Annotated in this window: 19 protein-coding genes; 3 read left to right on the forward strand and 16 right to left on the reverse strand. The window is 34.0% G+C overall.

What is annotated here, in order from left to right; all coding sequences use genetic code 11:
• Positions 1-17 precede the first annotated feature (17 nt).
• Positions 18-758, reverse strand: coding sequence for a type 1 glutamine amidotransferase (locus A9CBEGH2_RS03390; protein ID WP_118276629.1), 741 nt, complete (start codon positions 756-758; stop codon positions 18-20).
• The gene (locus A9CBEGH2_RS03395) at positions 758-2,068 is read right to left on the reverse strand and encodes a Mur ligase family protein (protein WP_163051429.1); all 1,311 of its coding nucleotides are present in this window, start codon (positions 2,066-2,068) and stop codon (positions 758-760) included. The genes A9CBEGH2_RS03390 and A9CBEGH2_RS03395 overlap by 1 nt, the downstream gene beginning before the upstream one ends.
• 241 nt (positions 2,069-2,309) lie before the next feature.
• Between A9CBEGH2_RS03395 and purC the strand changes: the two genes are divergently transcribed.
• Both purC and purB read left to right on the forward strand, forming a co-directional pair.
• Positions 2,310-3,017, forward strand: a complete 708-nt coding sequence (gene purC, locus A9CBEGH2_RS03400; protein WP_163051431.1) for a phosphoribosylaminoimidazolesuccinocarboxamide synthase — start codon at positions 2,310-2,312, stop codon at positions 3,015-3,017.
• A 20-nt stretch (positions 3,018-3,037) separates the two neighbouring features.
• On the forward strand, positions 3,038-4,468 hold the full coding sequence (gene purB, locus A9CBEGH2_RS03405; RefSeq protein ID WP_118360948.1) for an adenylosuccinate lyase: 1,431 nt from the start codon (positions 3,038-3,040) through the stop codon (positions 4,466-4,468).
• A 127-nt stretch (positions 4,469-4,595) separates the two neighbouring features.
• On the opposite strand, the gene A9CBEGH2_RS03410 is transcribed toward purB, so the two are convergent.
• The 6 genes from A9CBEGH2_RS03410 to A9CBEGH2_RS03435 form a co-directional block, all read right to left on the reverse strand.
• Positions 4,596-5,426 carry a DUF2812 domain-containing protein gene (locus tag A9CBEGH2_RS03410; protein WP_163051433.1) on the reverse strand — a complete coding sequence of 277 codons (831 nt, stop codon included), beginning with the start codon at positions 5,424-5,426 and terminating at the stop codon, positions 4,596-4,598.
• Between the two features lie 19 nt (positions 5,427-5,445).
• Positions 5,446-5,757, reverse strand: coding sequence for a PadR family transcriptional regulator (locus A9CBEGH2_RS03415; protein ID WP_115714836.1), 312 nt, complete (start codon positions 5,755-5,757; stop codon positions 5,446-5,448).
• Positions 5,758-5,876: 119 nt separating this feature from the next.
• Complete coding sequence (locus A9CBEGH2_RS03420; protein WP_115714837.1) at positions 5,877-7,163, reverse strand: adenylosuccinate synthase; 1,287 nt, start codon at positions 7,161-7,163, stop codon at positions 5,877-5,879.
• A 188-nt stretch (positions 7,164-7,351) separates the two neighbouring features.
• The gene (locus A9CBEGH2_RS03425) at positions 7,352-8,185 is read right to left on the reverse strand and encodes an Mrp/NBP35 family ATP-binding protein (protein ID WP_118276635.1); all 834 of its coding nucleotides are present in this window, start codon (positions 8,183-8,185) and stop codon (positions 7,352-7,354) included.
• Positions 8,186-8,203: 18 nt separating this feature from the next.
• On the reverse strand, positions 8,204-9,394 hold the full coding sequence (locus A9CBEGH2_RS03430) for a phosphopentomutase (protein ID WP_115714839.1): 1,191 nt from the start codon (positions 9,392-9,394) through the stop codon (positions 8,204-8,206).
• Entirely contained in the window at positions 9,391-10,290 is a 900-nt protein-coding gene (locus A9CBEGH2_RS03435; RefSeq protein ID WP_115714840.1) for a tyrosine recombinase, read from the reverse strand. The genes A9CBEGH2_RS03430 and A9CBEGH2_RS03435 overlap by 4 nt, the downstream gene beginning before the upstream one ends.
• 168 nt (positions 10,291-10,458) lie before the next feature.
• On the opposite strand from A9CBEGH2_RS03435, the gene A9CBEGH2_RS03440 reads away from it, so the two are divergent.
• A complete protein-coding gene (locus tag A9CBEGH2_RS03440; RefSeq protein ID WP_118360952.1) occupies positions 10,459-12,435 on the forward strand; it encodes a UvrD-helicase domain-containing protein in 1,977 nt (658 codons plus the stop codon).
• 57 nt (positions 12,436-12,492) lie between these two features.
• On the opposite strand, the gene A9CBEGH2_RS03445 is transcribed toward A9CBEGH2_RS03440, so the two are convergent.
• From A9CBEGH2_RS03445 to dxs, 8 genes are all read right to left on the reverse strand, one after another.
• Complete coding sequence (locus A9CBEGH2_RS03445; RefSeq protein WP_232057306.1) at positions 12,493-13,158, reverse strand: tRNA1(Val) (adenine(37)-N6)-methyltransferase; 666 nt, start codon at positions 13,156-13,158, stop codon at positions 12,493-12,495.
• A gap of 37 nt (positions 13,159-13,195) precedes the next feature.
• Positions 13,196-13,801: a stage II sporulation protein M gene (locus tag A9CBEGH2_RS03450; protein WP_118276637.1), complete on the reverse strand. Its 606-nt coding sequence runs from the start codon at positions 13,799-13,801 to the stop codon at positions 13,196-13,198.
• A gap of 60 nt (positions 13,802-13,861) precedes the next feature.
• Positions 13,862-15,043 carry a DNA polymerase IV gene (dinB, locus tag A9CBEGH2_RS03455; RefSeq protein WP_115714843.1) on the reverse strand — a complete coding sequence of 394 codons (1,182 nt, stop codon included), beginning with the start codon at positions 15,041-15,043 and terminating at the stop codon, positions 13,862-13,864.
• Between the two features lie 47 nt (positions 15,044-15,090).
• Positions 15,091-15,921, reverse strand: coding sequence for a sporulation transcription factor Spo0A (gene spo0A / locus A9CBEGH2_RS03460; protein ID WP_115714844.1), 831 nt, complete (start codon positions 15,919-15,921; stop codon positions 15,091-15,093).
• A gap of 1,129 nt (positions 15,922-17,050) precedes the next feature.
• Entirely contained in the window at positions 17,051-18,049 is a 999-nt protein-coding gene (gene spoIVB, locus A9CBEGH2_RS03465; RefSeq protein ID WP_118360956.1) for a SpoIVB peptidase, read from the reverse strand.
• 64 nt (positions 18,050-18,113) lie between these two features.
• Positions 18,114-19,772 carry a DNA repair protein RecN gene (gene recN / locus A9CBEGH2_RS03470; protein ID WP_118360958.1) on the reverse strand — a complete coding sequence of 553 codons (1,659 nt, stop codon included), beginning with the start codon at positions 19,770-19,772 and terminating at the stop codon, positions 18,114-18,116.
• An 11-nt stretch (positions 19,773-19,783) separates the two neighbouring features.
• Entirely contained in the window at positions 19,784-20,563 is a 780-nt protein-coding gene (locus tag A9CBEGH2_RS03475) for a TlyA family RNA methyltransferase (RefSeq protein ID WP_118360960.1), read from the reverse strand.
• A gap of 10 nt (positions 20,564-20,573) precedes the next feature.
• Positions 20,574-22,436: a 1-deoxy-D-xylulose-5-phosphate synthase gene (dxs, locus tag A9CBEGH2_RS03480; protein ID WP_118360962.1), complete on the reverse strand. Its 1,863-nt coding sequence runs from the start codon at positions 22,434-22,436 to the stop codon at positions 20,574-20,576.
• Between the last annotated feature and the right edge of the window lie 7 nt (positions 22,437-22,443).

The raw sequence follows: 22,443 nt of genomic DNA on the forward strand, positions 1-22,443 counted from the left end.
CTATATAAGTAATGCTTTTATTTCACTTGAAGACGATGCAGCATAGCTTCTTTTGCTTTGTGTTCCAAGGTGTCATCAAGTGGTACAAGATCCGTTAAAGCAACATCTGGATTTTTTGCTTTTAAAGCTTTATAAATAATGAAATCTGCTATTTCTGGATTTTTTGGAAGCAGTGGACCATGCATATAGGTTCCAAGAACCTGTCCATTATAAAAGCCTTCTTGTTTTGCGCCAAAACAGTTTCCATGTCCACTTAATACATTTCCTAGAGGAGATGACACATTGCGTGTCTGTCCTCCATGATTTTCAAATCCAACAGCAACGATTTCTCTTCCATCAAGATTGCATTTAATTGCGATGTTTCCAATGCAGCGAGACCCATTATCTCCTGTTTCTGTATAGTAATCAAACAATTTTAAACCTTCAATTTTTTTATTGTCAGCACTAATATAGTATTGACCAAACAGCTGGTACCCACCACAAATCAGCAAAGCAAAAGTCCCTTGGTTCAATGCTTGCTTGATGTTTTCTTTGCGTGATAATAAATCCTCTATCAGCATCATCTGCTCTTTATCTGCTCCCCCACCTAAAAAAAGCAGATCATATTGTGTTAAGTCTTTTTCTTCTCCAATTCCCAAAGTATCAATTGTACAGGATATTCCACGAGCTTCACATCGTTTCTTAAGTACCATCATATTTCCCTTGTCACCATATAAATCCATAATATCATGGTACATCCAGCAAATTTTAATTTCCATTAGCTTTCCCTCCTCAAAAGTTTTCTTGTAGGCTGTAAAGCTGTATAAGTAGCAATCGCATACATTGTCATATCACAGCGCAATAAATCATTTACGGCGTCTTCTAAATTTTCAATGACAGTTAAATCTTTTTCCCATCCAGCATATTTCAAACGTAAAGCCATATCATAGGCTCTTGTTCCACTTGTGATGATTTTACTTGTTTCATCATTTAAAAGTTTTTCAAAGAAAGTATCGTAGATCCATGAAACATCCCTACCATCCTGTGCATGATCATTTAATACGATAAGAATTGTTTTCTTTCTATGATCTTCTTCAATAACTTTCATAACCTCATTTGCACCAGTTGGGTTTTTTACAAGGTTTAAGATAAGATCATGACCTTTATATTCCATTTTTTCATTTCTTCCATCAGGAACAACAATTGTTGTAAATGCCTGTTCAGCAAATTTTAATGGAATAGCAAACTTTTTCGCAACACATAAAACGGCCATGCAGTTATACATAGTATATAAGCCGCCTTGTGGCGCATGGAACACATTTTGTTCATAAATGAACTCCCGTTTTTCAATGTCTTTTACTGTACCGCATACATCCATTGCTGGTGTTTTAAAATCGCAGTTTGTACAGTGAAATTCTCCAATATGAGAGTATTGATAATACTGGTATTTTAAACGGTTTGCACATCGTGGGCAGAATTTCCCTTCACTGGCTTCTTTTGTTGCAGATGAACTGGTAATACATTTATGCATACCAAAATACATGGCAGCTGCTTGTGGCGCCTTGTCTTTTAATCGTACAACATTTGGATCATTTCCATTTAAAATCAAAGTCCCTTTAAAATCCGGGATTGCTGCTTCAACTTTGGAAATAAGCTGTTCCATTTCTCTTGCTCTGTCAAGCTGATCTCGAAAGAAGTTTGTAACGACCAATGCAGTAACTGGCAAGCTTTTTATAATATAAGGAATGTTTAATTCATCAACTTCCAAAACAATGGCATCTGCGTGAATTTTTCCTGTAAGTGTAGAAGCACATAAAAGAGAAGTAGTGATACCTGCTCGAAGATTATCACCTTTGCGATTGCTTATTACCTTATCTTTCTTCTGCTCAAACATTTCAACAATCATATTGCTTGTACTGGTTTTTCCATTTGTTCCAGTCACAAGAATGACAGGACATGTGATTTTTAGTTTACATAAAACATCATTACATATCTTTAATCCTAACTGACCTGGCAAAGAGCCGCCTCGATGTATTAGATGTAAAAGAAAAGCAGATAGCTTTGTTATAAATATGGCAATGCTTTTCATGGTATTCCTCCTTGTATTTTTCATTTTTCAAATTCCTTATTTATTATACATGAAATACCATTGTTTTTATATATTGGGGAATATATTTTACGAAAAAATAAGGAACTTTTTCACTGATTTACAGTTGTAAAATTTTCCCTTCCCTTTCTTGACACTCTCTTTTTAAAAACCTATAATTAATAGGTAAGAAATGTGAAAACTCACTTTCTTATTTCCAAGAGAACAAATGGAGGATGAACAAATGAAAGAGTTAGAAATGCTTTACGAAGGAAAAGCAAAAAAAGTTTTTGCAACTGAAAATCCAGATATGGTAATCGTGGATTACAAGGATGATGCAACTGCTTTTAACGGTTTAAAAAAAGGAACAATTGTTGGTAAAGGTGTTGTTAACAATAAGATGACAAACTTCTTGTTCCAGAAACTGGAAGAAAAAGGAATTCATACACACTTTATTGAAGAATTAGATGATCGTAAAACACTTGTTAAAAAAGTGGATATTGTGCCTTTGGAAGTTATCATACGTAATAAGGTAGCAGGAAGCTTTGCAAAACGTATGGGATTAGAAGAAGGAACAGAGTTGAAATGTCCTATTCTTGAATTCAGCTATAAAAATGATGATTTAGGAGATCCTATGATCAATACATATATGGCTTTGGCTGTAGGAATTTCTACAAAAGAAGAAATTGAAACAATTACAAATATGGCATTTAAAGTTAATGAAGAACTGAAAAAAATCTTTGCTGCTGCAGATATTGAGTTGATTGACTTTAAATTGGAATTTGGACGTTATAAAGATGAAATTGTTCTGGCAGATGAAATCTCTCCAGATACATGCCGTTTTTGGGACATTCATACACACGATCATTTAGATAAAGACCGTTTTAGAAGAGATCTTGGAAATGTAGAAGATGCATACCATGAAGTTTACAAACGTTTAGGTATTAAATAAGTTATAGAAAGGAATATCTTATGTACGATCGATACGAAAGTCCACTTGGACTTAGATATGCCAGCAAAGAAATGCAGGGCATTTTTTCTCAGGATAAAAAATTCAAGACTTGGAGAAAACTTTGGATTGCACTTGCGCAAAGTGAAAAAGAACTAGGCTTGGATATTACACAGGAACAGATTGATGAGTTGATTGCTCATAAAGATGATATTAACTATGATGTGGCAAAAGAACGTGAAAAAATCGTTCGTCATGATGTTATGAGTCATGTATATGCTTATGGTACACAATGCCCTAATGCGAAAGGAATCATTCATCTTGGAGCTACTTCCTGCTATGTAGGAGATAATACAGATTTAATTGTAATGTATGAAGCATTGGAACTTGTAAAAAACAAACTGGTCAATGTACTGGCAGCGCTACAGAAATTTGCATTGGAATATAAAGACTTGCCTACTTTGGCATTTACACACTTTCAGCCTGCACAGCCTACAACATTAGGAAAACGTGCAGCTATTTGGGCACAGGATCTTCAGCTTGATTATGAAGAAATCTGCTGGCTGTTAGAAAATAAAAAGCTGCTTGGATGCAAAGGTACAACAGGTACACAGGCAAGCTTTATGGAACTGTTTGATAATGATACTGATAAAGTAAAAAAACTGGATCAGCTAATTGCAGAAAAAATGGGATATAGTGAATGCTACCCTGTTTCCGGGCAGACATATTCTCGTAAGATTGATTCAAGGATTTTGAATGTATTAAGTTCCATCGCTCAAAGTGCACATAAATTTTCTAATGACATTCGTCTTCTTCAGCATTTAAAAGAGGTTGAAGAGCCGTTTGAAAAAGGTCAGATTGGTTCCAGCGCGATGGCTTATAAACGTAATCCAATGCGAAGTGAACGTATGGCTTCATTGGCAAATTATGTAATTGCAGATACATTGAATCCAGCAATTACTGCAGCTACACAGTGGTTTGAACGTACATTAGATGATTCAGCTAATAAACGCATTAGCATTCCGGAAGGCTTCCTTGCGGTAGATGGTATTTTAGATTTATATTTGAATATTACAGATGGTTTGGTTGTTTATCCAAAAGTAATTCAATCTCACTTAATGAAAGAACTTCCTTTTATGGCTACAGAAACAATTTTGATGGATGCTGTAAAAGCTGGTGGAGATCGTCAGGAACTTCATGAACGTATTCGTGTGCATTCTATGGCTGCTGGTAAAGTGGTAAAAGAAGAAGGAAAAGAAAATGATCTTCTAGAAAGAATTGCAAATGATGAAATGTTTGGAATGAATATGGAACAGCTGGAAGCTATTATGCACCCAAATAAATTTGTTGGACGTGCTCCTCAGCAAACGGAAGAATATTTCCATGACTTTATTTCCCCTATTCTTGAAAAAGAAAAAGATGCACTTGGAATGCATGCAGAAATAAACGTATAAATACATTAGATAAAATAGAAAAAGCTGGTGATGAAGAATCCCAGCTTTTTTAGATATAAGAATTACTTTTGATAATAACACTATGAAACACCGTATTTTACAAGTCTTTGAACATCACTTAATGAAATCATATGATAGAGTATATGAAAAATGATATTCCTAACACTAGTAGAATAATAGCAGTGCTTATGAAAAAATTATGTTTATATAATTTTTGTAATAAAGGTGAGTGTGGTCTTTTTCTAAGATATAACATTAATATAATATTCAAAATTAAAAAAGGAAAGATTGCTATGTTTAAAAAAGAAATAGGTATATCAAGAAAAAAATATAAAAACAAGATGTCACTAACAGGTTGGTATATAAAGTAATATAATATTTGGAATATTACTGGTCGAAGTTTTATCTTTCTTCTTTTTTTCAAATCTGATAAGACAATGTAATAACCTGTTGATAGAAGCAAAAACAATAAACCACATTCTATAGAAAGAAGAAGGATATCATATAGTGTATCTTCACGAAGAAAAAAGAATATTAAAAATAGCACGAGGAAATACACTATATCAAGTAAGATACACTTACGAAAATCTTTTCTTATATCAGAAATAACCTTATCATATAAACTATTCTCTAAATCTTTATCCATGCTTTTATCTATCAGTGGTAGAGGCGGCACTTTATCTTCATTATAGAAAATCGCAAAATCATTTGTTCTAAACAGAAAATCCCATCCCATAAGTTTACAGGAATCATAAAATTCTATATCAGGGAGAATTTCTCCAAATAAATATATATCATAATGAATGTTTTTACTATTTGTTTCTATAAACGTCCAGATATTATCAGATTCACTAATACCATTTATTTTTAAACCCTGTTTTGCTTTTTCATTTAGAAAATCTATTATTTCACTTTTTTCAAAAGGAAAATAATCAATTAAGTATTCTTCTATTTTCATATACAGACTCCCCTTTAATTTATATTGATTCAATCTCTTTTCCATCATCCAATTGGTTTTTTAAAGCTTCATATTCTTCTTTTAACAGTTCTTTTCCCTTCTCTGTGATAATATAGTATTTTTTTCTTTCTAAACTTCTTGTGGCACGTATGATGCCTTCTTTTTCAAATCTTGCGAGTAAGGTATATAAAGTTCCTGTTCCTACTTTTACCCGGCCTTTAGAAATCATTTCAATATCATGCATCATAGCATATCCATGATTTTCTTCTAATAAAGTTAATAACAAATAATACATTGGTTCACTTAATCGTTGTAATTGATCTCTAGCCACTTATAACATCTCCTATCCATATATGTCGAGTGTCGTCATATATAATATATCAAAAATTCTCACTATGTCAATACTCGACATATGGGGCGTAAAAAAAAGAAATGTCTTTTGACATTTCCCTATTTCATTAACATATTATGAATGTAGATGTTACAGTTTCTTTCAGGACCTACCGATACCATAGAAATTCTTGTTTTACAAAGTTCTTCAATTCTTCGCAAGTATTTCTTTGTGTTTTCTGGAAGCTCTTCATATGTTTTCATGGTCGAGATATCTTCTTTCCAACCTTCAAGCTCTTCATAAATTGGTTTTGCTTTCTTTAGGTCTTCCATGTTAGAAGGAATGTAGTCATAACGTTTTCCATCTATTTCATAAGCCACACAAAGTTTTATTTTGTCTAAACCACTTAATATATCTAATTTTGTAATTACTAAATCTGTTAGTCCATTGATCATGGCAGCATGTTTTACTACATTTACATCCATCCATCCACATCTTCTAGGACGTCCTGTAGTTGCGCCATATTCTCCACCTTTTTCACGCAGCCATTCTCCCATTTCATCATGAAGCTCACTTACAAAAGGGCCTTCTCCTACTCTAGTTGAATAAGCTTTCGCAATCCCAATGATAACATCAAGTTTTTTAGGTGAAACACCAGCCCCAGTACATACACCGGCAGATGTAGGAGAACTGCTTGTAACATATGGGTAGTTTCCATAGTTAATATCCAGCATGGCAGCTTGCGCACCTTCAAATAGTACCTGTTTGTTTTCATCTAATGCATTGTTTACTTCGATCTGAGCATTAATAATTCTTGGAACTAATTTTTCACGTATCTGTGCAAATTGCTCGACAAGCTCTTCAAATACAAAACCTTCATCATGATAAACATTTTTAAACAAAATATTTTTTTGTTCCAGTGCATGTTTTAATTTTACTTTAAAACTTTCAAAATCTAATAAATCTCCCATGCGTATTCCAAATCTTGAATATTTATCTGCATAACAAGGTCCAATACCTCGTTTTGTTGTTCCTATACGCTGCTCTTTTAGACTTTCTTCGATTAATGCATCTAAACGTACATGGTATGGCATAATGATATGGGAACAGTCTGAAATTTTAACATGTCCAGTGTCCATTCCTTTTTCTTCTAAGGAAGCAATTTCTTTCAAAAAGACAAAAGGATCAACAACTACTCCTGGACCAATGATACAAGTAGCTTGCTGTAAAACGCCACTTGGCAATAAATGCAAGACGACTTTATCATCGTTAACAACGACTGTATGTCCTGCGTTATTACCACCTTGAAAACGGACAACATAATCCATTTCAGAACCAAGATAATCAACAACTTTTCCTTTTCCTTCATCGCCCCACTGGGTACCTACAACAACATAACCTGGCATATAAAATTCCTCCTTTGGTATTATAACCTTGTTATTTAAAAAAAACCTTTAATAATATAGCACAAAACAATTAAAAAATAAACAATTTTATTTAGAAAATCCAGGAAAGAAAGTCTTATGGATATACTAGAAAATAACAACAAAAAATCTGTACTCCAGTTTATTGGAATACAGATTTTAATACTGTTTTATTTTAAAGCTGCAGTAAGTTTATCTGCTGCCGGTTTCATATAAGAGCGAATTTTTTCTACAGTTTCAACAGTAAAATCATCATCTTTATAAATTGCAGAAACACAATCCATCATAGGAAGTTCTGCCCATAATTCTACTTCGTTGTTTTCCAGAAATTCTTCTGTATTCTTATGCTGGAAGATTTCAATGCGTTTACCGCAATCAGGGCATTCTACAAAGCTCATATTTTCAATGATACCAAGCACTGGTACTTTAACCTGTTTGCACATGTTAATAGCTTTTGAAACGATCATAGATACCATTGGCTGTGGTGTAGAAACCATAACAACACCATTTACCGGAATGTTTTGTAGAACCGTTAAAGCGACATCTCCTGTTCCTGGAGGCATATCAATTAGTAAATAGTCTAATTCTTCCCATACAACATCACTCCAGAACTGACGTACAGCATTTCCAACAATAGGACCTCTCCAGACAACTGGCTGATTTTCATCATCCATCAAGAAGTTTAAAGACATTACTTTAATACCATCTTTGTCGATAACAGGCTCAATTGCATCATTTGTACCATACGCCTTTTCTTTTTCCAATCCCATTAAACGAGGAATACTAGGTCCAGTAATATCCGCATCCATGATTCCAACTTTAAATCCCTGGCGAGCCAGCTCTTTTGCTAAAAGAACACTCATAGAGCTTTTACCAACGCCGCCTTTTCCACTCATTACACCAACAACGTGTTTGATCTTGTTTTTAGGGTTGTTTTTGATTCCGCAGGAATCTTCATTTTTACCACATTTTCCTTTACTAGGACAAGTACTGCAATTACTCATAAATACATCTACCTCTCTTTATTTCCACATATCCAAAATACTTTCGCCAATTGTATTTTCAGGCATAGAAACATCAAAGTTATCTGCGATGCTAGCCCCTAAATCAGCGAATGTCTTTCTTAATGGCATTAAACCATGTCCTTTCATAGAAGGACTGTATGCAATTAAAGGAACCATTTCTTTTGTGTGATCTGTTCCCTTAAATGTAGGGTCATTTCCATGATCTGCTGTAATCAGCAATAAATCATCATCATTTAATTTATCTAAAACAATTCCAAGTTTTTCATCAAAACGTTCCAATTCCTGCCCATATCCTACAGGGTTTCTTCTATGTCCCCACAAGGCATCAAAATCAACTAAATTGACAAAACACAGCCCATTAAAGTCTTTGTCCATCAACTCAATAACCTGTTCCATGCCATGCACGCTGCTTTTTGATTTATATGCTTCGCTAATGCCTTCCCCAACGAAAATATCATTGATTTTCCCAACGCTAAGCACATCGTATCCTTCATCTTTTAAAGCATTTAACACTGTGCGTCCATATGGTTTTAAAGCATAGTCATGACGATTTGCTGTACGAACAAATTCGCCCTTTTTCTTTCCTGTATATGGTCGTGCGATAACACGTCCTACTTTCCATTCAGGTTTCATTGTGATTTCTCTTGCGATTTCACAGCAGCGATATAGTTCGTCCAATCCAAATGTTTCTTCATTTCCACAAATCTGTAGTACAGAGTCGGCGGAAGTATAAACAATCATATCCCCTGTCGCAATTTCATGTTCTGCCAGTTCATCTAAGATTTCTGTTCCACTTGCAGCTTTGTTTCCAACGATTTTATGACCCGTGCGACGAGTCAGCTCATCTAATAATTCCTGAGGGAATCCTGTATCTGTAAAAGTCTGAAATGGTGTTGTGATATATAGTCCCATCATTTCCCAATGGCCAGTCATAGTATCTTTTCCAACACTTGCTTCCTGCATTTTTCCATAATATGCCAATGGTTCTTGAACACCTTCTATATTTTTTAGCGGATGAAGGTTTGCCAGTCCAAGCTTTACAAGATTAGGGATTTTGAAATCTTCCATGTGTTCAGAAATATGCCCCAGCGTATCACAGCCTTCATCATCATAATCTTTCGCATTCCAGGAAGCACCAACTCCCAATGAATCAACAACGATGGTAAATACTCTTTTATATTTTTTCATTTATGTTCCTCCTTTGCTTTTGGATGAAAAGAAGCATAAGCTTCTTTCAATCTTTTTGTCTGTACATGTGTATAAATCTGGGTGGTTGAGATATCACTGTGTCCTAAAAGTTCCTGCAGTGAACGCAAGTCTGCGCCGCCATCTAATAAATGGCTTGCAAAGCTGTGGCGAAAACTATGCGCAGATAATCTTTCATCCAGCCCTAATTCCTGCAGTTTTTGTTTTATTAGCGTATGCACATATTGTCTAGATACCATATGTCCACTTTTTGTTATAAAAACATAGGAATTTCGATTTTTTACCCATGAAGGACGTACAAATTCTAAATAAAGGGAAAGTGCTTTGACACTTCTTTGGTTCATAGGAACCATGCGCTCTTTGTCCCCTTTTCCAATTACTCTCAAATATCCTTGTTCCAGGTGTGTTTGATTTAAACGTAAAGAACATAATTCACTTACACGCAGACCGCAGCCATATAAGATTTCCAGCATGGCTTTATGAAACAAGTCATTATCACTGTTTGAAAAACTGTCCAAAAGTCTTTCTATATCAGCTGTATTAAAAAACGCAGGCAATTTTCTAGCAGTTTTGCGACTTTTGATATGCAATGTTGGATCATGTATAGCAGGATAGCTCATGGATATATAGCGATGAAACATTCGTAATGTTGTTATCATATGATTTATGCTTGTGTTTGTTTTGTTTTGCTGCTGCAAAGATAAAAACTCTTCAATTAACAAATCATCAATATCGTTCATTTCATCAACGTTTTTACTGTTCAGAAAACCCAGATACTGTTTCAGTTCACATCGATAGGATGAAACACTGGATAAAGCTTTATTTTCTACAACTTGAAGATAGTGCATATAATCTTCCAAAGCATCCTTAATCTGCATAAACTCACCTTTTTTATTATAACATACATGAAGATGTATTTGTATTAAAAAGCGTCTAAAAATCATTTCTGCAGATTGTAAAATCTACATCAATTTTTTAAAAAAACATTTGAAAATCCTATTCGATTTGTACTATAATTGAATCACTTCGTTTTTTTGGAGGTTAGAATGAGTACACTACAATCAGAAAATTTTACATTTAGTCAAATTATAAAGAGCAAGGCACAGGTTTGTGCCATTGAGGGATTAAGCGGATGTGCTAAAACTGAAGTTTATTTACAGCGTATCCATGCTTTATATGAAGAAGGAATACCATATTCACAAATGTTAAATATTGCTGGTTCTCGTTATAAAATCAAAAGCAATACGATTCGCTTTAAACAGAAGTGGAGTGAAGAGGAAAAATACCCTTCTTTTATTACCTTGTATAGTTTTTGTTATCAGCTTATTAAAAAGTACAATGCGCAGCATGATATAGAAACATGGAAAGCGTATAAAGACCTTGGTTCTATTGTTATGCGCCTTGTAAAAAAACATTTTAATTTAGATTTATCTTTTGAAGAATGTGAATGTATTATGAGCAAGATTGCTTTATCTAAAACAAGCATGATGAGTGAGAAAGAAATACAGGCAATTCGTATTCCAAATATAGATGTAGATTTTGCTTATTTGTTTAAACAGTATGAAAAAGAAAAAGAACGTTTGAAAATTTATGATTTTGAAGATTTGCTGGTACATGCATTTCAGCTTTTATCAACAACATCTTTGGCTTCGCTTTGTTCAAACATTCAATATATTCATGTAGATGATGCACAGGAACTCCCTTTTTTGGCGCATTTGATTTTGCATAGATTAGTGAACAATGAAAAACAGCTTCATTTATTTTATGATGAACACCAGCAATTGTCTTTGCGTCATGCAGCTGATTTGCAGCCGCTTCAGGCATTAGAATCAACCTATGCGTCTGTGGAGCGATTTGAATTAAAAACAAACTATCGAAATGCTCCTGCTATTTTGTCACTTGCTGAATCTTTTTATTTCCATAAAGATATGGAAGAAACACAGGAAATAGAAAAAGATGTTTGCTTTTATAAAGGATTTCAAACAGAAACAGAACTGTATGCCTATGCAGAAGAAAAAGCAAAAGCTTCTCAAGGGAAATGTCTGTTTTTAGCAAGAAACAAAGAGATGCTGCTTCCATTGATGGATTTATTTGTAAAGAATGAAATTAATTTTCAATGTCCATCGATCAAATACTTTTTCAAATATTCTTTTATTACCGATATGATGCACTTTTTTGATTTATTGACAGATCCTAGAAATCTTTTGGCATTTGAAGCTATTTCATCTAAATTGAATATAAAATGCAGCGAAAAAACATACCAGAGCATTGCGGAACAATTATCACAAAATGATGATTTTGATGTATATCAGGCGATTATGAATGCAAATGTAAAGGCTGAAATAAAAAATGGGATTCGTAAATATATTGAAAATTTCCGTATGATTCAAAATGCATCCAGTCTTGCTATGTTTCAGTTTGTTTTACAAAAGCTGGAATATCGACGTTTTTTGATTCAGGAAAATATTTCCTTATCACATCCTGCTATGGTTGCTTTCCAGGCATTGTGTGAACGTTATACAGATCCAAAAGATGTAACTACATGTCTGCGTACACTTGCTTCTGCAACCTATCCAGACACAGCACGTATTATCCTTGATAGTATTGATACTTGTGAAATAGAGGAATGTAGCGAAGTTTATGTAATGGATATGCAGCAGTCTTTGTTCCCTTTAACTGAAGAGGATACAGAAAGAAAAAGACTTTATCTGGCAATGATGAAGGCACAGGATCATTTGGAATTTTTATTTGCGAAACGTGTGGGAAATACAAGATTAAGACCATCATCTTTCCTTTTAGAACTTTTCAAGAAGCCTGAAAAAGAAAATGTAGCACCACAAAATGTTGAAAGACAAGCACCTGCACTTCCAAGAAGAGGACGTAAAATCATGCATGAATCTTTAGGAGAAGGAACAATTTTAAAATTAGATAATCATTTAGCTACGATTCGTTTTGCTAATCAGAATGAGCGTACATTAAACCTTACATTTTGTTTAAATAATGGATTAGCTAAATTATTATAAAATAACAATATGCAAAAAAGGCCTGTTTTCATAATTTCTTATGACAAACAGGTCTTTTTATCGTTTTATCATTTTTGGTGTTAAAACATGAAGGTTTGCTTTTCCATCTTTGCAGGCTTCAACCAAAACACTGATAGCTTCTTCTTTTGCTTCATCATATACAAACTGCATGCTTTTTGGTTCTAGCCGATGTCTTCGTAAAGCTTCGATGATATCACAGATTCTATTTGCACGATGCACCATATAAAACCTTCCTTTTTCCTGTAATACTTCACTGACTTTCTTACAAAGCTCATCTAAAGTAAGGTAGGTTTCATGACGAGCAGTAGCAAGTTCATAAGACAGATTGATATGACTATCTTCCTCAGTTTTGAAATAAGGAGGATTGCATATAACAACATCTACCTTTTCTAAGGACATATTTCGAACATCTCCACTTAAAATGATGGCATTTTCTATTCCTAAATGTTCCATATTATATCTCGCTAGTTTTGCGGCTTCATCCTGTATTTCTACCCCATACAGCATAGAAGGAGCATATTTTGCAGCTACCGCAAGCAATGCGCCATTATTTGTACCTATATCTAAAACACGCTCCCCTTTTTCTATTCTCATAAAATGTGCCAGCAAAGCAGTGTCCGTATTGATACGAAACATTCCTTTTTTCTGATATAAATAAACATCAGTTCCATTCACATAATCGTATGTATATTCTTTTTTCACAGCATGTACTCCTTTTTGTATTCATTATACAGGAATTTTACATGAGATTAAATAGTTTTATACATTCAATTACAAGGGTAGATTTCAAATAAGAGCCAATAAGCAAGATGATAAAACAAATCAAAATGTCATTTAATACACTGTTTGTTAATTTGCGAAAATCAAGCTTTTCTCTATTGCTTGTCGCATATATAAGATACATAGATAACTGAATGGCACTTGCTGATATTAAAAAAGTTGCCAGCAAATCAAAAAAGACCTGCGGAAACAAAGTCATAACAATACCAGCGATACCTTTTAAATGATACGTTACAACAAACAAGGCAGCTGAAAAACCAATCTGCAGCCCTTTGGTAAAGGCAACAAAACTAATGAGTGGAATACCAGCAATGCTTGTACCTAAAAAGAATATTAAAAGGATGAACAAAATACCTGAAAAAAATTCACTTACAAAATAATCGTACTTGCTTACATTAGAATCAATTGTAGTTAGAAAAGAAGATAAATATTGGGTATCACTAACATCAATATAGGAAGACATTATACTTCCAGCAATAATCCCACATCCAACAAGAATCCCTATATAGAGATATACGTTATGATACTTTTTTAGAAAACCATGATATGTTCTTTTTTTGTGCATATACTTCCTCCTCACTAGAGTATATGAAAAAAAAGAAGGATAACCTCCTTCTTTTCATCGTCATTTTTCATCCTTTTTTGCAGATGCCTGTGCTGCACAAATAAGATGAGCATCTGGCATTAATTTATTTAATTCTTCCAAAACTTTATAAATACTGTTTGTATCTTCGCTTTCTTCCTGGAAAATACTCATTTGATCAATGGTTTTATCAGCACTGTATAAGGAACCTAAGGAAATTCCTAAATGTCGTATGGGAAGACCATTATAATGCTTGTCAAACAGCAGCATGGCAGTTTCCATTAAAATCGATTCTTCATTGGTATATTCATGTATCGTTTGACTTCGTACCATATTGGTAAAATCGAAATAACGAATGGATACAGATATCAAAGAACCCTTTATATGATCTTCTTTTGCTCTTCTGCTTAAAGATTTTGCAAGTCTATAAAAAACAGTTTTGATTTCATCATAATCGCTTACATCACTATCCAGTGTTGTTGATTGAGAAATAGACTGCACACTGGAATTATAAGATAAAGCAGAATTTCCATTTCCTCTGGCATTTTGTATGCTTGTATAGGCATGTTTTCCTAAAAGTGTTAAGATCTTAGATTCATTGTCTGGATTTGCGAAATCTCCAATGGTAGAAATGCCATTAGCTTCCAGAATAGAAACACTTTTTTTACCAATGCCCCATAAGTCTCCAATAGGCAAAGGCCATAATTTTTTGGCAATTTCCTGTTTTCGTAAAATGGTAATACCCATTGGTTTTCGCATATCGCTGGCCATTTTTGCTAGAAATTTATTTGGTGCTACACCAATGCTGCATGGAAGTTTTAAATCTTCATAAATTCCTTTTTGAAGAATCCATGCCAGATCCATAGGACGTTTATATTTCTTGATAACCTCTGTTACATCCATATAGGCTTCATCTATGCTGGCAGGTTCTACAAAAGGGGTGAATTTTCGTAAATATTGAAAGAAGCGTTTGCTTAATTCTTCATACCAGCTGTAATCCCCTTGAACAACTACAAGGTCAGGACATTTTTCCAATGCCATCATTAAAGGCATTGCACTGTTTACTCCATATTTCCTTGCCTCATAGCTTGCGGTAGAAACAACACTTCTTCTATGTAAGCCAGCCACAACAACTGGCTGCCCTTCCAATGCAGAGTTTTTTAAGATTTCTGCACTTGCAAAAAAGGAGTTTAAATCTACATGAAAAATCACTCGTCCTGCCATATCATCACCCTCGTAAGAGGTATTATACAGTGTTTTGTTTAGAAATTCTAGCGATACATCTGCATTCTTACATTTTTATTTTTTAATCGATGTTCTAAGCGCAGTTTATCAGAAATCATCGCAATAAATTCAGAATTTGTAGGTTTAGCTTTGCTGGCGGATATTGTATATCCAAAGATATCATCGATAGCATCAATATTTCCTCTGTTCCATGCTACTTCAATTGCATGTCGAATAGCTCTTTCAACACGAGAGGCACTTGTACTATATCTTTTCGCTATTTCGGGATATAAAACTTTTGTAATCTGTCCTAAAAAATCAACATTCAAATACGTTTCTAATATTGCAGTTCGTAAATACATATACCCCTTAATATGAGCTGGAATTCCAATTTCATGTAATAGTTCTGTAATTTCGCTTTCCAGTTCTAATTTCGCAAGTCTTTCTTTTTCATCCTCATTTAAATTCATATCCATCAGCATCTGCTTTTTACTTGCTTTCGCATAACCGCAAATATTATCCAGTTTATCAATCATGGTTTCAATCTCAAATGGTTTCATTAAAATATAGTCAATTTTGTAATCCTGAATTGACGATATAATAATTTCGTTGATAAATGGCGTTGTACATAAAATATGATCAGCCTCTATTCTGTTTTCTTTCATTTCTTTCAATACAGAAACACCATCTTTTTTTGGCATAATTAAATCTAGAATTAAAACATCAACATGCTTGCCTGCTAATTCCCTTATGCATTGTTCCCCATTCCCTGCACTGCCAATTACCTCATATGTATCATTCTTGTAAAACTTTTCCTTCATACAGTGGATCATATCAATATTATCATCCACTATATACACACTCATCTTTTCCTTCATTATTTTCTTCTCCTTTACGATTTCAAATTATACGAATGTGTCCTGGAAAAATTTCACTTAATTTGTCGAATATTTTCAAAAAGATAAAAAATTCTATGAAAAATCTAAAAAAGAGTAAGCGATTTCTTTCTTTTTGTCGATTTGTGTCCTTTTTAAAGTAATCTTTAGATATAACAAGAATAAAAAAGAAACTTAAGTAAAGATCAAATAATCAAAAGGATAGTTTTTAAGTCACATAAAAGTTTATCTAATTAAGATAGATGAAGTTATTTATACTATGTTAAAATCATTAAAAAGTGAGGGATATTTATGAAACATTTCTTAAAATCACATTTTATATTTTGTATAATATTACTCCTATCTTTTGTAGGGTTTTATTATATTACGCGTTTTTATATACATAGTGAATTCACACATGAACTTTCTTATGAAACTTTTGTAAATCATGTTCAAAATGGAACATTCAATTTATGGATCACTACCGTCATCTTGCCATTTATTATATATATTATCTCTTATGGTTATCATCATTGGTATTTATCTGTAAACAAAACCTTTCCTCCTGAAAGAAAGCCTTTGCTTATATCCTTTTCTGAGGAAATGGAAGTGAACAAAGATATAAAGCTTTTCTTATTTCTCATTGTTTTTATCCTATTATGGTCTATATTTCTATACTTTCTTTTCTCTGTTAATATAGTACTAGCAATTCTATTACTGCCTGTTCTTCTTCAATTTGTTCAAGTTATATATCATTGGATTGTTCATCGCCTTTCTTTTATATATTCTATAAAGCATGTAAAAAGTATTATACATCTTCTGCTTATTTCTTTGTTTTGGGGCACTTTACTTTTTTATTCTATAGATCAATTGCTTTTACTTTTTATTTCAATATACTTATATTTTTTGCCTTTTCTTTGGATTCCATTTCATTATTGTCTTGCGATGAAAACTGGAAAATACATGGTTTTACTTGAAAATGCATTTAACAAAAAAGTAAGACATAAAACATAGTACATTCTATTTATAGAGGTTAAACATACTATACTATGTTAAAAGGAACTATTACGGGCTATGAAAATAACAAATCGTAAGTTAGTTCCTTTTTTATTAGATTATTTTATTTTGTATTTTACTGTTTCGTATTTTCCAGCATCCAGTCGATATATACACCATATCCTTTCATAGGATCACTTGAGATAACATGTGTAACTGCACCTATCAGCTTTCCATTTTGTACGATTGGAGAACCACTCATTCCCTGTACGATACCATTTGTTTTCTGTTTTAACCTTTCATCTTCAATACGAAATTCGATTCCTTTTATGTCGCTTTCCTTTTGTGAATGCAGTTTTGTGATTTCAATTTTAAAAGGTTCTACTGTATTACCATCAATAACCGTATAAAAATATGCCTCTCCTAATACAATTTCTTCTTTCGATGCGCAAGGAATCAAGGAATGCTCCTTGTTGCCAAAGTAATTTCCATAAATACCTATAGGCGTATTTGTATTTACATCTCCAATTTGTTTTGTATAGTCGATAGCTGCATGTTTTTGCCCTGGTACATCTTTTTGTGCTTTTTGTATAGAAGTTACTCTAGAATCATAAATAGAACCGGATTGAATTGGCGCAATCTTTTTTAAGTCTGCATCTGTTATTTCATGTCCCAACGCACCATATTTCATTGTGCCTGGATCAATATAGGTAAGTGTACCAACTCCCGTAATACTATCTTTTACATACAATCCGCTTTGAAAGTTATTCTTTTTTTCATCATAAACCGTTACTAACTGTTTATCTATGATTTTATCATTTCTTTTAATTTTTACATCGACTGTATTTTCTGTATTTTGTAAAGAGGAAAGTATGGCATATAACTGTTCCAAATTAGAAATAACTTCTCCTTTGCATTGAATGATGACATCTCCAAGCAAAAAAGTTGACGATGGATCGTATGTTTTTCCATTTGCCTGAAAGGAATATGTTCCTGTAATCATCACTCCATCATATTCTGCTTTTATTCCTATGCTGTCTCCACCTAAATAAACTTCTTGTGCCGCATAAACTGACTGCGGTGTTATAAACAGGAAGAAAAAACATAAGAGAAAAGAAAAAAGTTTTCTAGACAAAGTATCACCTCCTGATTACTAGTGTGTCTCAGAAAGCATACTTCATGAAGAAAACTTATATATATTATGATTCAATTTGTGCTTTTTCCAAAAGTTCCCTGGCCGCTTCTAAAGCAGAGGTGCTGGAAGAATTGCTGGAAATCCAAGCTAAATGTTCGATTCTTTCTTTTTCTTCAAGTTCATGAATCGATGTCGTTGTAGAGGCATCATCCTGATGTTTTTCTACAATATAGTGCTGATGAGCACAAGCCGCAACAGCTGCAAGATGTGTTACACAAAATACTTGTACCTGTTTTGAAAGCTCCTGCATTTTCTTTCCAATTGAAAAGGCAACACTGCCGCTTACTCCTGTATCAATTTCATCAAAGATAATGGTTTCGATTCCCTGAAGACGAGTAAATACACATTTTAATCCAAGCATAAATCGGGATAGTTCTCCGCCACTGGCAGTCATAGATAAACTTTTTAAGCGCTCTCCTCGATTCATAGAAATCAAAAATTCTACTTTATCATAGCCAGCTGCATTTCCCTGTGTTTCTTCGATAGATACTTTAAACTGTGCATTTGGAAGCTGAAGATCGTGAAGCTGTGCAAGTATGCTTTCTTCTAGTTTTTTACTTACACAAATACGCTGTTTATGCACTTCATCTGCAATGCTTTTGTATTCATTCCATGCTTTTGCTTTTTTCTTTTCTTCTCTTTCAAGAAACTCCTGTCGATGCAAAATGGAATCAATATGTGATTGCAGTTCCTCTTTTTTTCGCATGAGTGCATCATAACTTCCTCCATATTTTCGATAAAGTTTATGAAGCTGATAAATTCGATCCTGCATCATAGCAAAATTTTCTTCATCATATTCCATGCTGTCCACATAATTTTTTAATCGATCCCGGATATCATCTAAACGATAATATACATCCGTTACTTCATTTTGAATCTCTTCAAAAAAAGAATCTTCATTAAGTGTACCGATTTGTCTTGATACTTCATACAACTGATTGGAAATTCCTTCATCTGCCTCCAGCAACTCTACGCAATTTTGAACAGTAGAGCATATTTTTTCATAGGATTGAAGCTTTTTCTGCTGCAATTCTAATTCTTCTAATTCATTTTCTTTACAGTTTGCATCTTCGATCTCGTTTAGCTGATATGTTAAAAATTCCAAATCGTCTTCATTGTAGTCTTCACGAAGCATTTCTTCCATGTAGTCGACAATACTTTTATAGTTTTGATAAGCATTTTTGCAGCGTTCCAGCAATGTCTTGTCTACACCGAATTTATCAAGTAAAGATAAGTGATATTTGGAGTGTAAAAGGTATTGTGTATCATGCTGCGAGTGAATATCGATAAGAGAAGAAAATACTTGTTTCAAAAAAGAAACGGTCGATAAGCGATGATTGATGCGCACATTGCTTTTCCCATCAGCACTTATTTCTCTTGTTACAATAACCAGCTGATCTTCTAATTCAAATCCGCCTTCTTCAAGAATTCTAGAAGCTTCATGATTGCAGGGAATTTCAAATACCCCCTCAATGATAGCCTTCTTTTTCCCTTCTTTTACCATTCCAGCACTGACACGATCTCCTTTTAATACTCCAATCGCATCCATAAGCAAAGATTTCCCTGCACCGGTTTCTCCGGTAAAAGCAGACATATGTTCACTAAAATCCAATTGTACTTCATCTAATAAAATAAAGTCTTTTACATAGATTTGTTTTAACATGAACTCACCTCCTAACGTTTTACTACATAATCTTTTACGATTTGTTTATAAGAAAATACACAATGACATGGATTTTCTACAATATGCATGACAAATTCTTTATTTCCATCTCTTCCTAGTATACTGCTGGCACATAAATGTTTTACATAAAGTCCGGCATCTTCAACAAAAGAAACAATATCTTTTAATACCTGTATATGTACCTTCTCATCTTTTACGACTCCATTTTTCCCAATGTTTTTCTTTCCTGCTTCAAATTGCGGCTTGATTAATACAACCAGTTCTTTTTTTGACATTATGGAAAACAGTGCAGGAAGAATAAGTTTAATAGAAATAAAAGATACATCCATGCATGCAAAATCAATGGGACGATCAAACATTTCTTTTGTTAAATAACGACAATTTACACCTTCCATGCAGCAAACTCTACTGTCTTCTCTTAAACGAGGCAGCAGCTGGTCTTTTCCAACATCAACGGCATATACAAAATCTGCACCTTCTTTTAAACAGACATCGCTAAAACCACCAGTACTGGCACCGACATCAATAACGGTTCTATGTTTTAAGGAAATCTCAAATGGTTCTAAAACATCATAAAGCTTAAATCCGGCACGACTTGCGAAAGCAATATCTTCCTGCTCTACATGAATTTCCATATCTTCATTTACTGGATAGCTGTTTTTCTGAATTGCTTTTCCATTTACTTTCACAAGTCCTTTTTGAATCGCGTCCTGTGCCTTGCTGCGTGTTTCAAAATATTTTTTCTCTACAAGAAATGCATCTAATCGCATAGTTAAACTCCTATAAATAACTGGAAATGATATCAAATAAAGAATTGATATCCAGTCGTTCTAATTTTCTTAACTGTGATATACTTCCATGTTCTACAAAATGATCTTCAATTCCTAAACGAACAAAATGACGAGTATATCCATGATCATTGGCATATTCTAAAATAGAACTGCTTAATCCACCCGCAAGCATATCAGTTTCATAAAGTAAAATAGGAAGTTCCATCTGACATAGACGCTCCAGCATATCCCCATCCAGCGGTTTAAAGAAACGAGCATTGACAACGGTAATTGGCATTTGATTTACCTGTGCTTTTGAAATGATTTTATCTACACAATCACCATACGTAATGATGATTAAACGGCTATGTTCATCGAATGACCAGCTTGTCCATGTTCCAGGTTCAATATATGTATATTCTTTTGCTTTTTCAAAAGGAACATTTCCTCTAGGATAACGTATTGCATATGGGTGTTCCTTCTGCTGAAATGCAGAATACAGCAGATTTTGCGCTTCTTTCGCATCTTTAGGCTGAGAAAGTATCATATTAGGAATATGACGAAGCATCGCAATATCAAAGACGCCATGATGGGTTTCTCCATCTTCCCCAACAAGGCCACAGCGATCAATTCCAATCACAACCGGCAAGTTCATACGTGCAACATCATGGTTTATTTGATCGTAGGCACGCTGCAAGAAAGAGGAATATACAGAAATAAAAGGACGTTTGCCACTGACAGCCAAACCTGCCGCAAAAGTCATTGCATGCTCTTCCGCAATTCCACAATCAAAGCTTCGCTCTGGATATTTATCAAAAAAGTTTTGCAGTTTACTGCCACTTTTCATAGCTGGTGTAATCGCAACGATATCTTTATTTTTTGCCGCAAGACTTGTAAGTGTACTGCTCATAACTTCACTCCATGAAGCATGTCCCATTGGCATTTGCGATAAAGATTTACCAGTTCTTACATCAAAAGGAGATACTCCATGCCAGCTTCCCGTTTTATCCTCTTCCGCATAGGAATATCCTTTCCCTTTTTTGGTCAGTACATGGACAACGACCGGCCCATCATTTTCACTTGCAAGCTTTAAAACACGAATCAAAGAAGGAAGATTATGCCCATCAATTGGTCCGATATAATCCAAATTAAAATCACCGAAAATAGAAGTATCGACCACATTTTCCTTCACTGCATTTTTTACATTCTGCATCGTATGCAAAACACTTTTTCCAAATTTGGAAGTTGATAATGCCCCTTTTAAATCATGTTTTAAAGTTGTGTATGGCTTGCTTACTCTTAATTTTGTAAATGCCTGATCCATAGCACCTACATTTTCTGAGATAGACATATTATTATCATTGAAAATAATGACCATTCTACGCTTGTCACTGCCAATCTGATTTAAGGCCTCCATTGCCATTCCACCTGTCAAAGCCCCATCACCAATGACAGGTACGACCTGAAAGTTTTCATGGTTTAAATCTCTTGCGGTTGCCATACCCAGTGCAGCAGACAAGGATGTAGAAGAATGTCCTGCCTCCCATACATCATGTATGCTTTCTTTTCGCTTCTGAAATCCACTGATTCCTTTATACTGACGCAAATGCGCAAACTCTGCACTTCTTCCGGTCAAAATCTTATGCACATAAGACTGATGCCCAACATCAAATATGAATTTATCTTTTGGAGAAGAAAATACATAGTGCATTGCAATTGTTAATTCCACGATACCCAGATTACTGGATAAATGTCCACCCGTTCTGGATATGTTTTCAATCAGAAATGAACGAATCATTTTCGCTAAATCTTCCATTTCTTTTATTGACATCGTTTTGATAATAGAAGGATCTTTTATATCAAAAAGATTCATGTGTATC

Source organism: Amedibacterium intestinale, assembly GCF_010537335.1.
Taxonomy (GTDB): Bacteria; Bacillota_I; Bacilli_A; order Erysipelotrichales; family Erysipelotrichaceae; genus Amedibacterium; species Amedibacterium intestinale.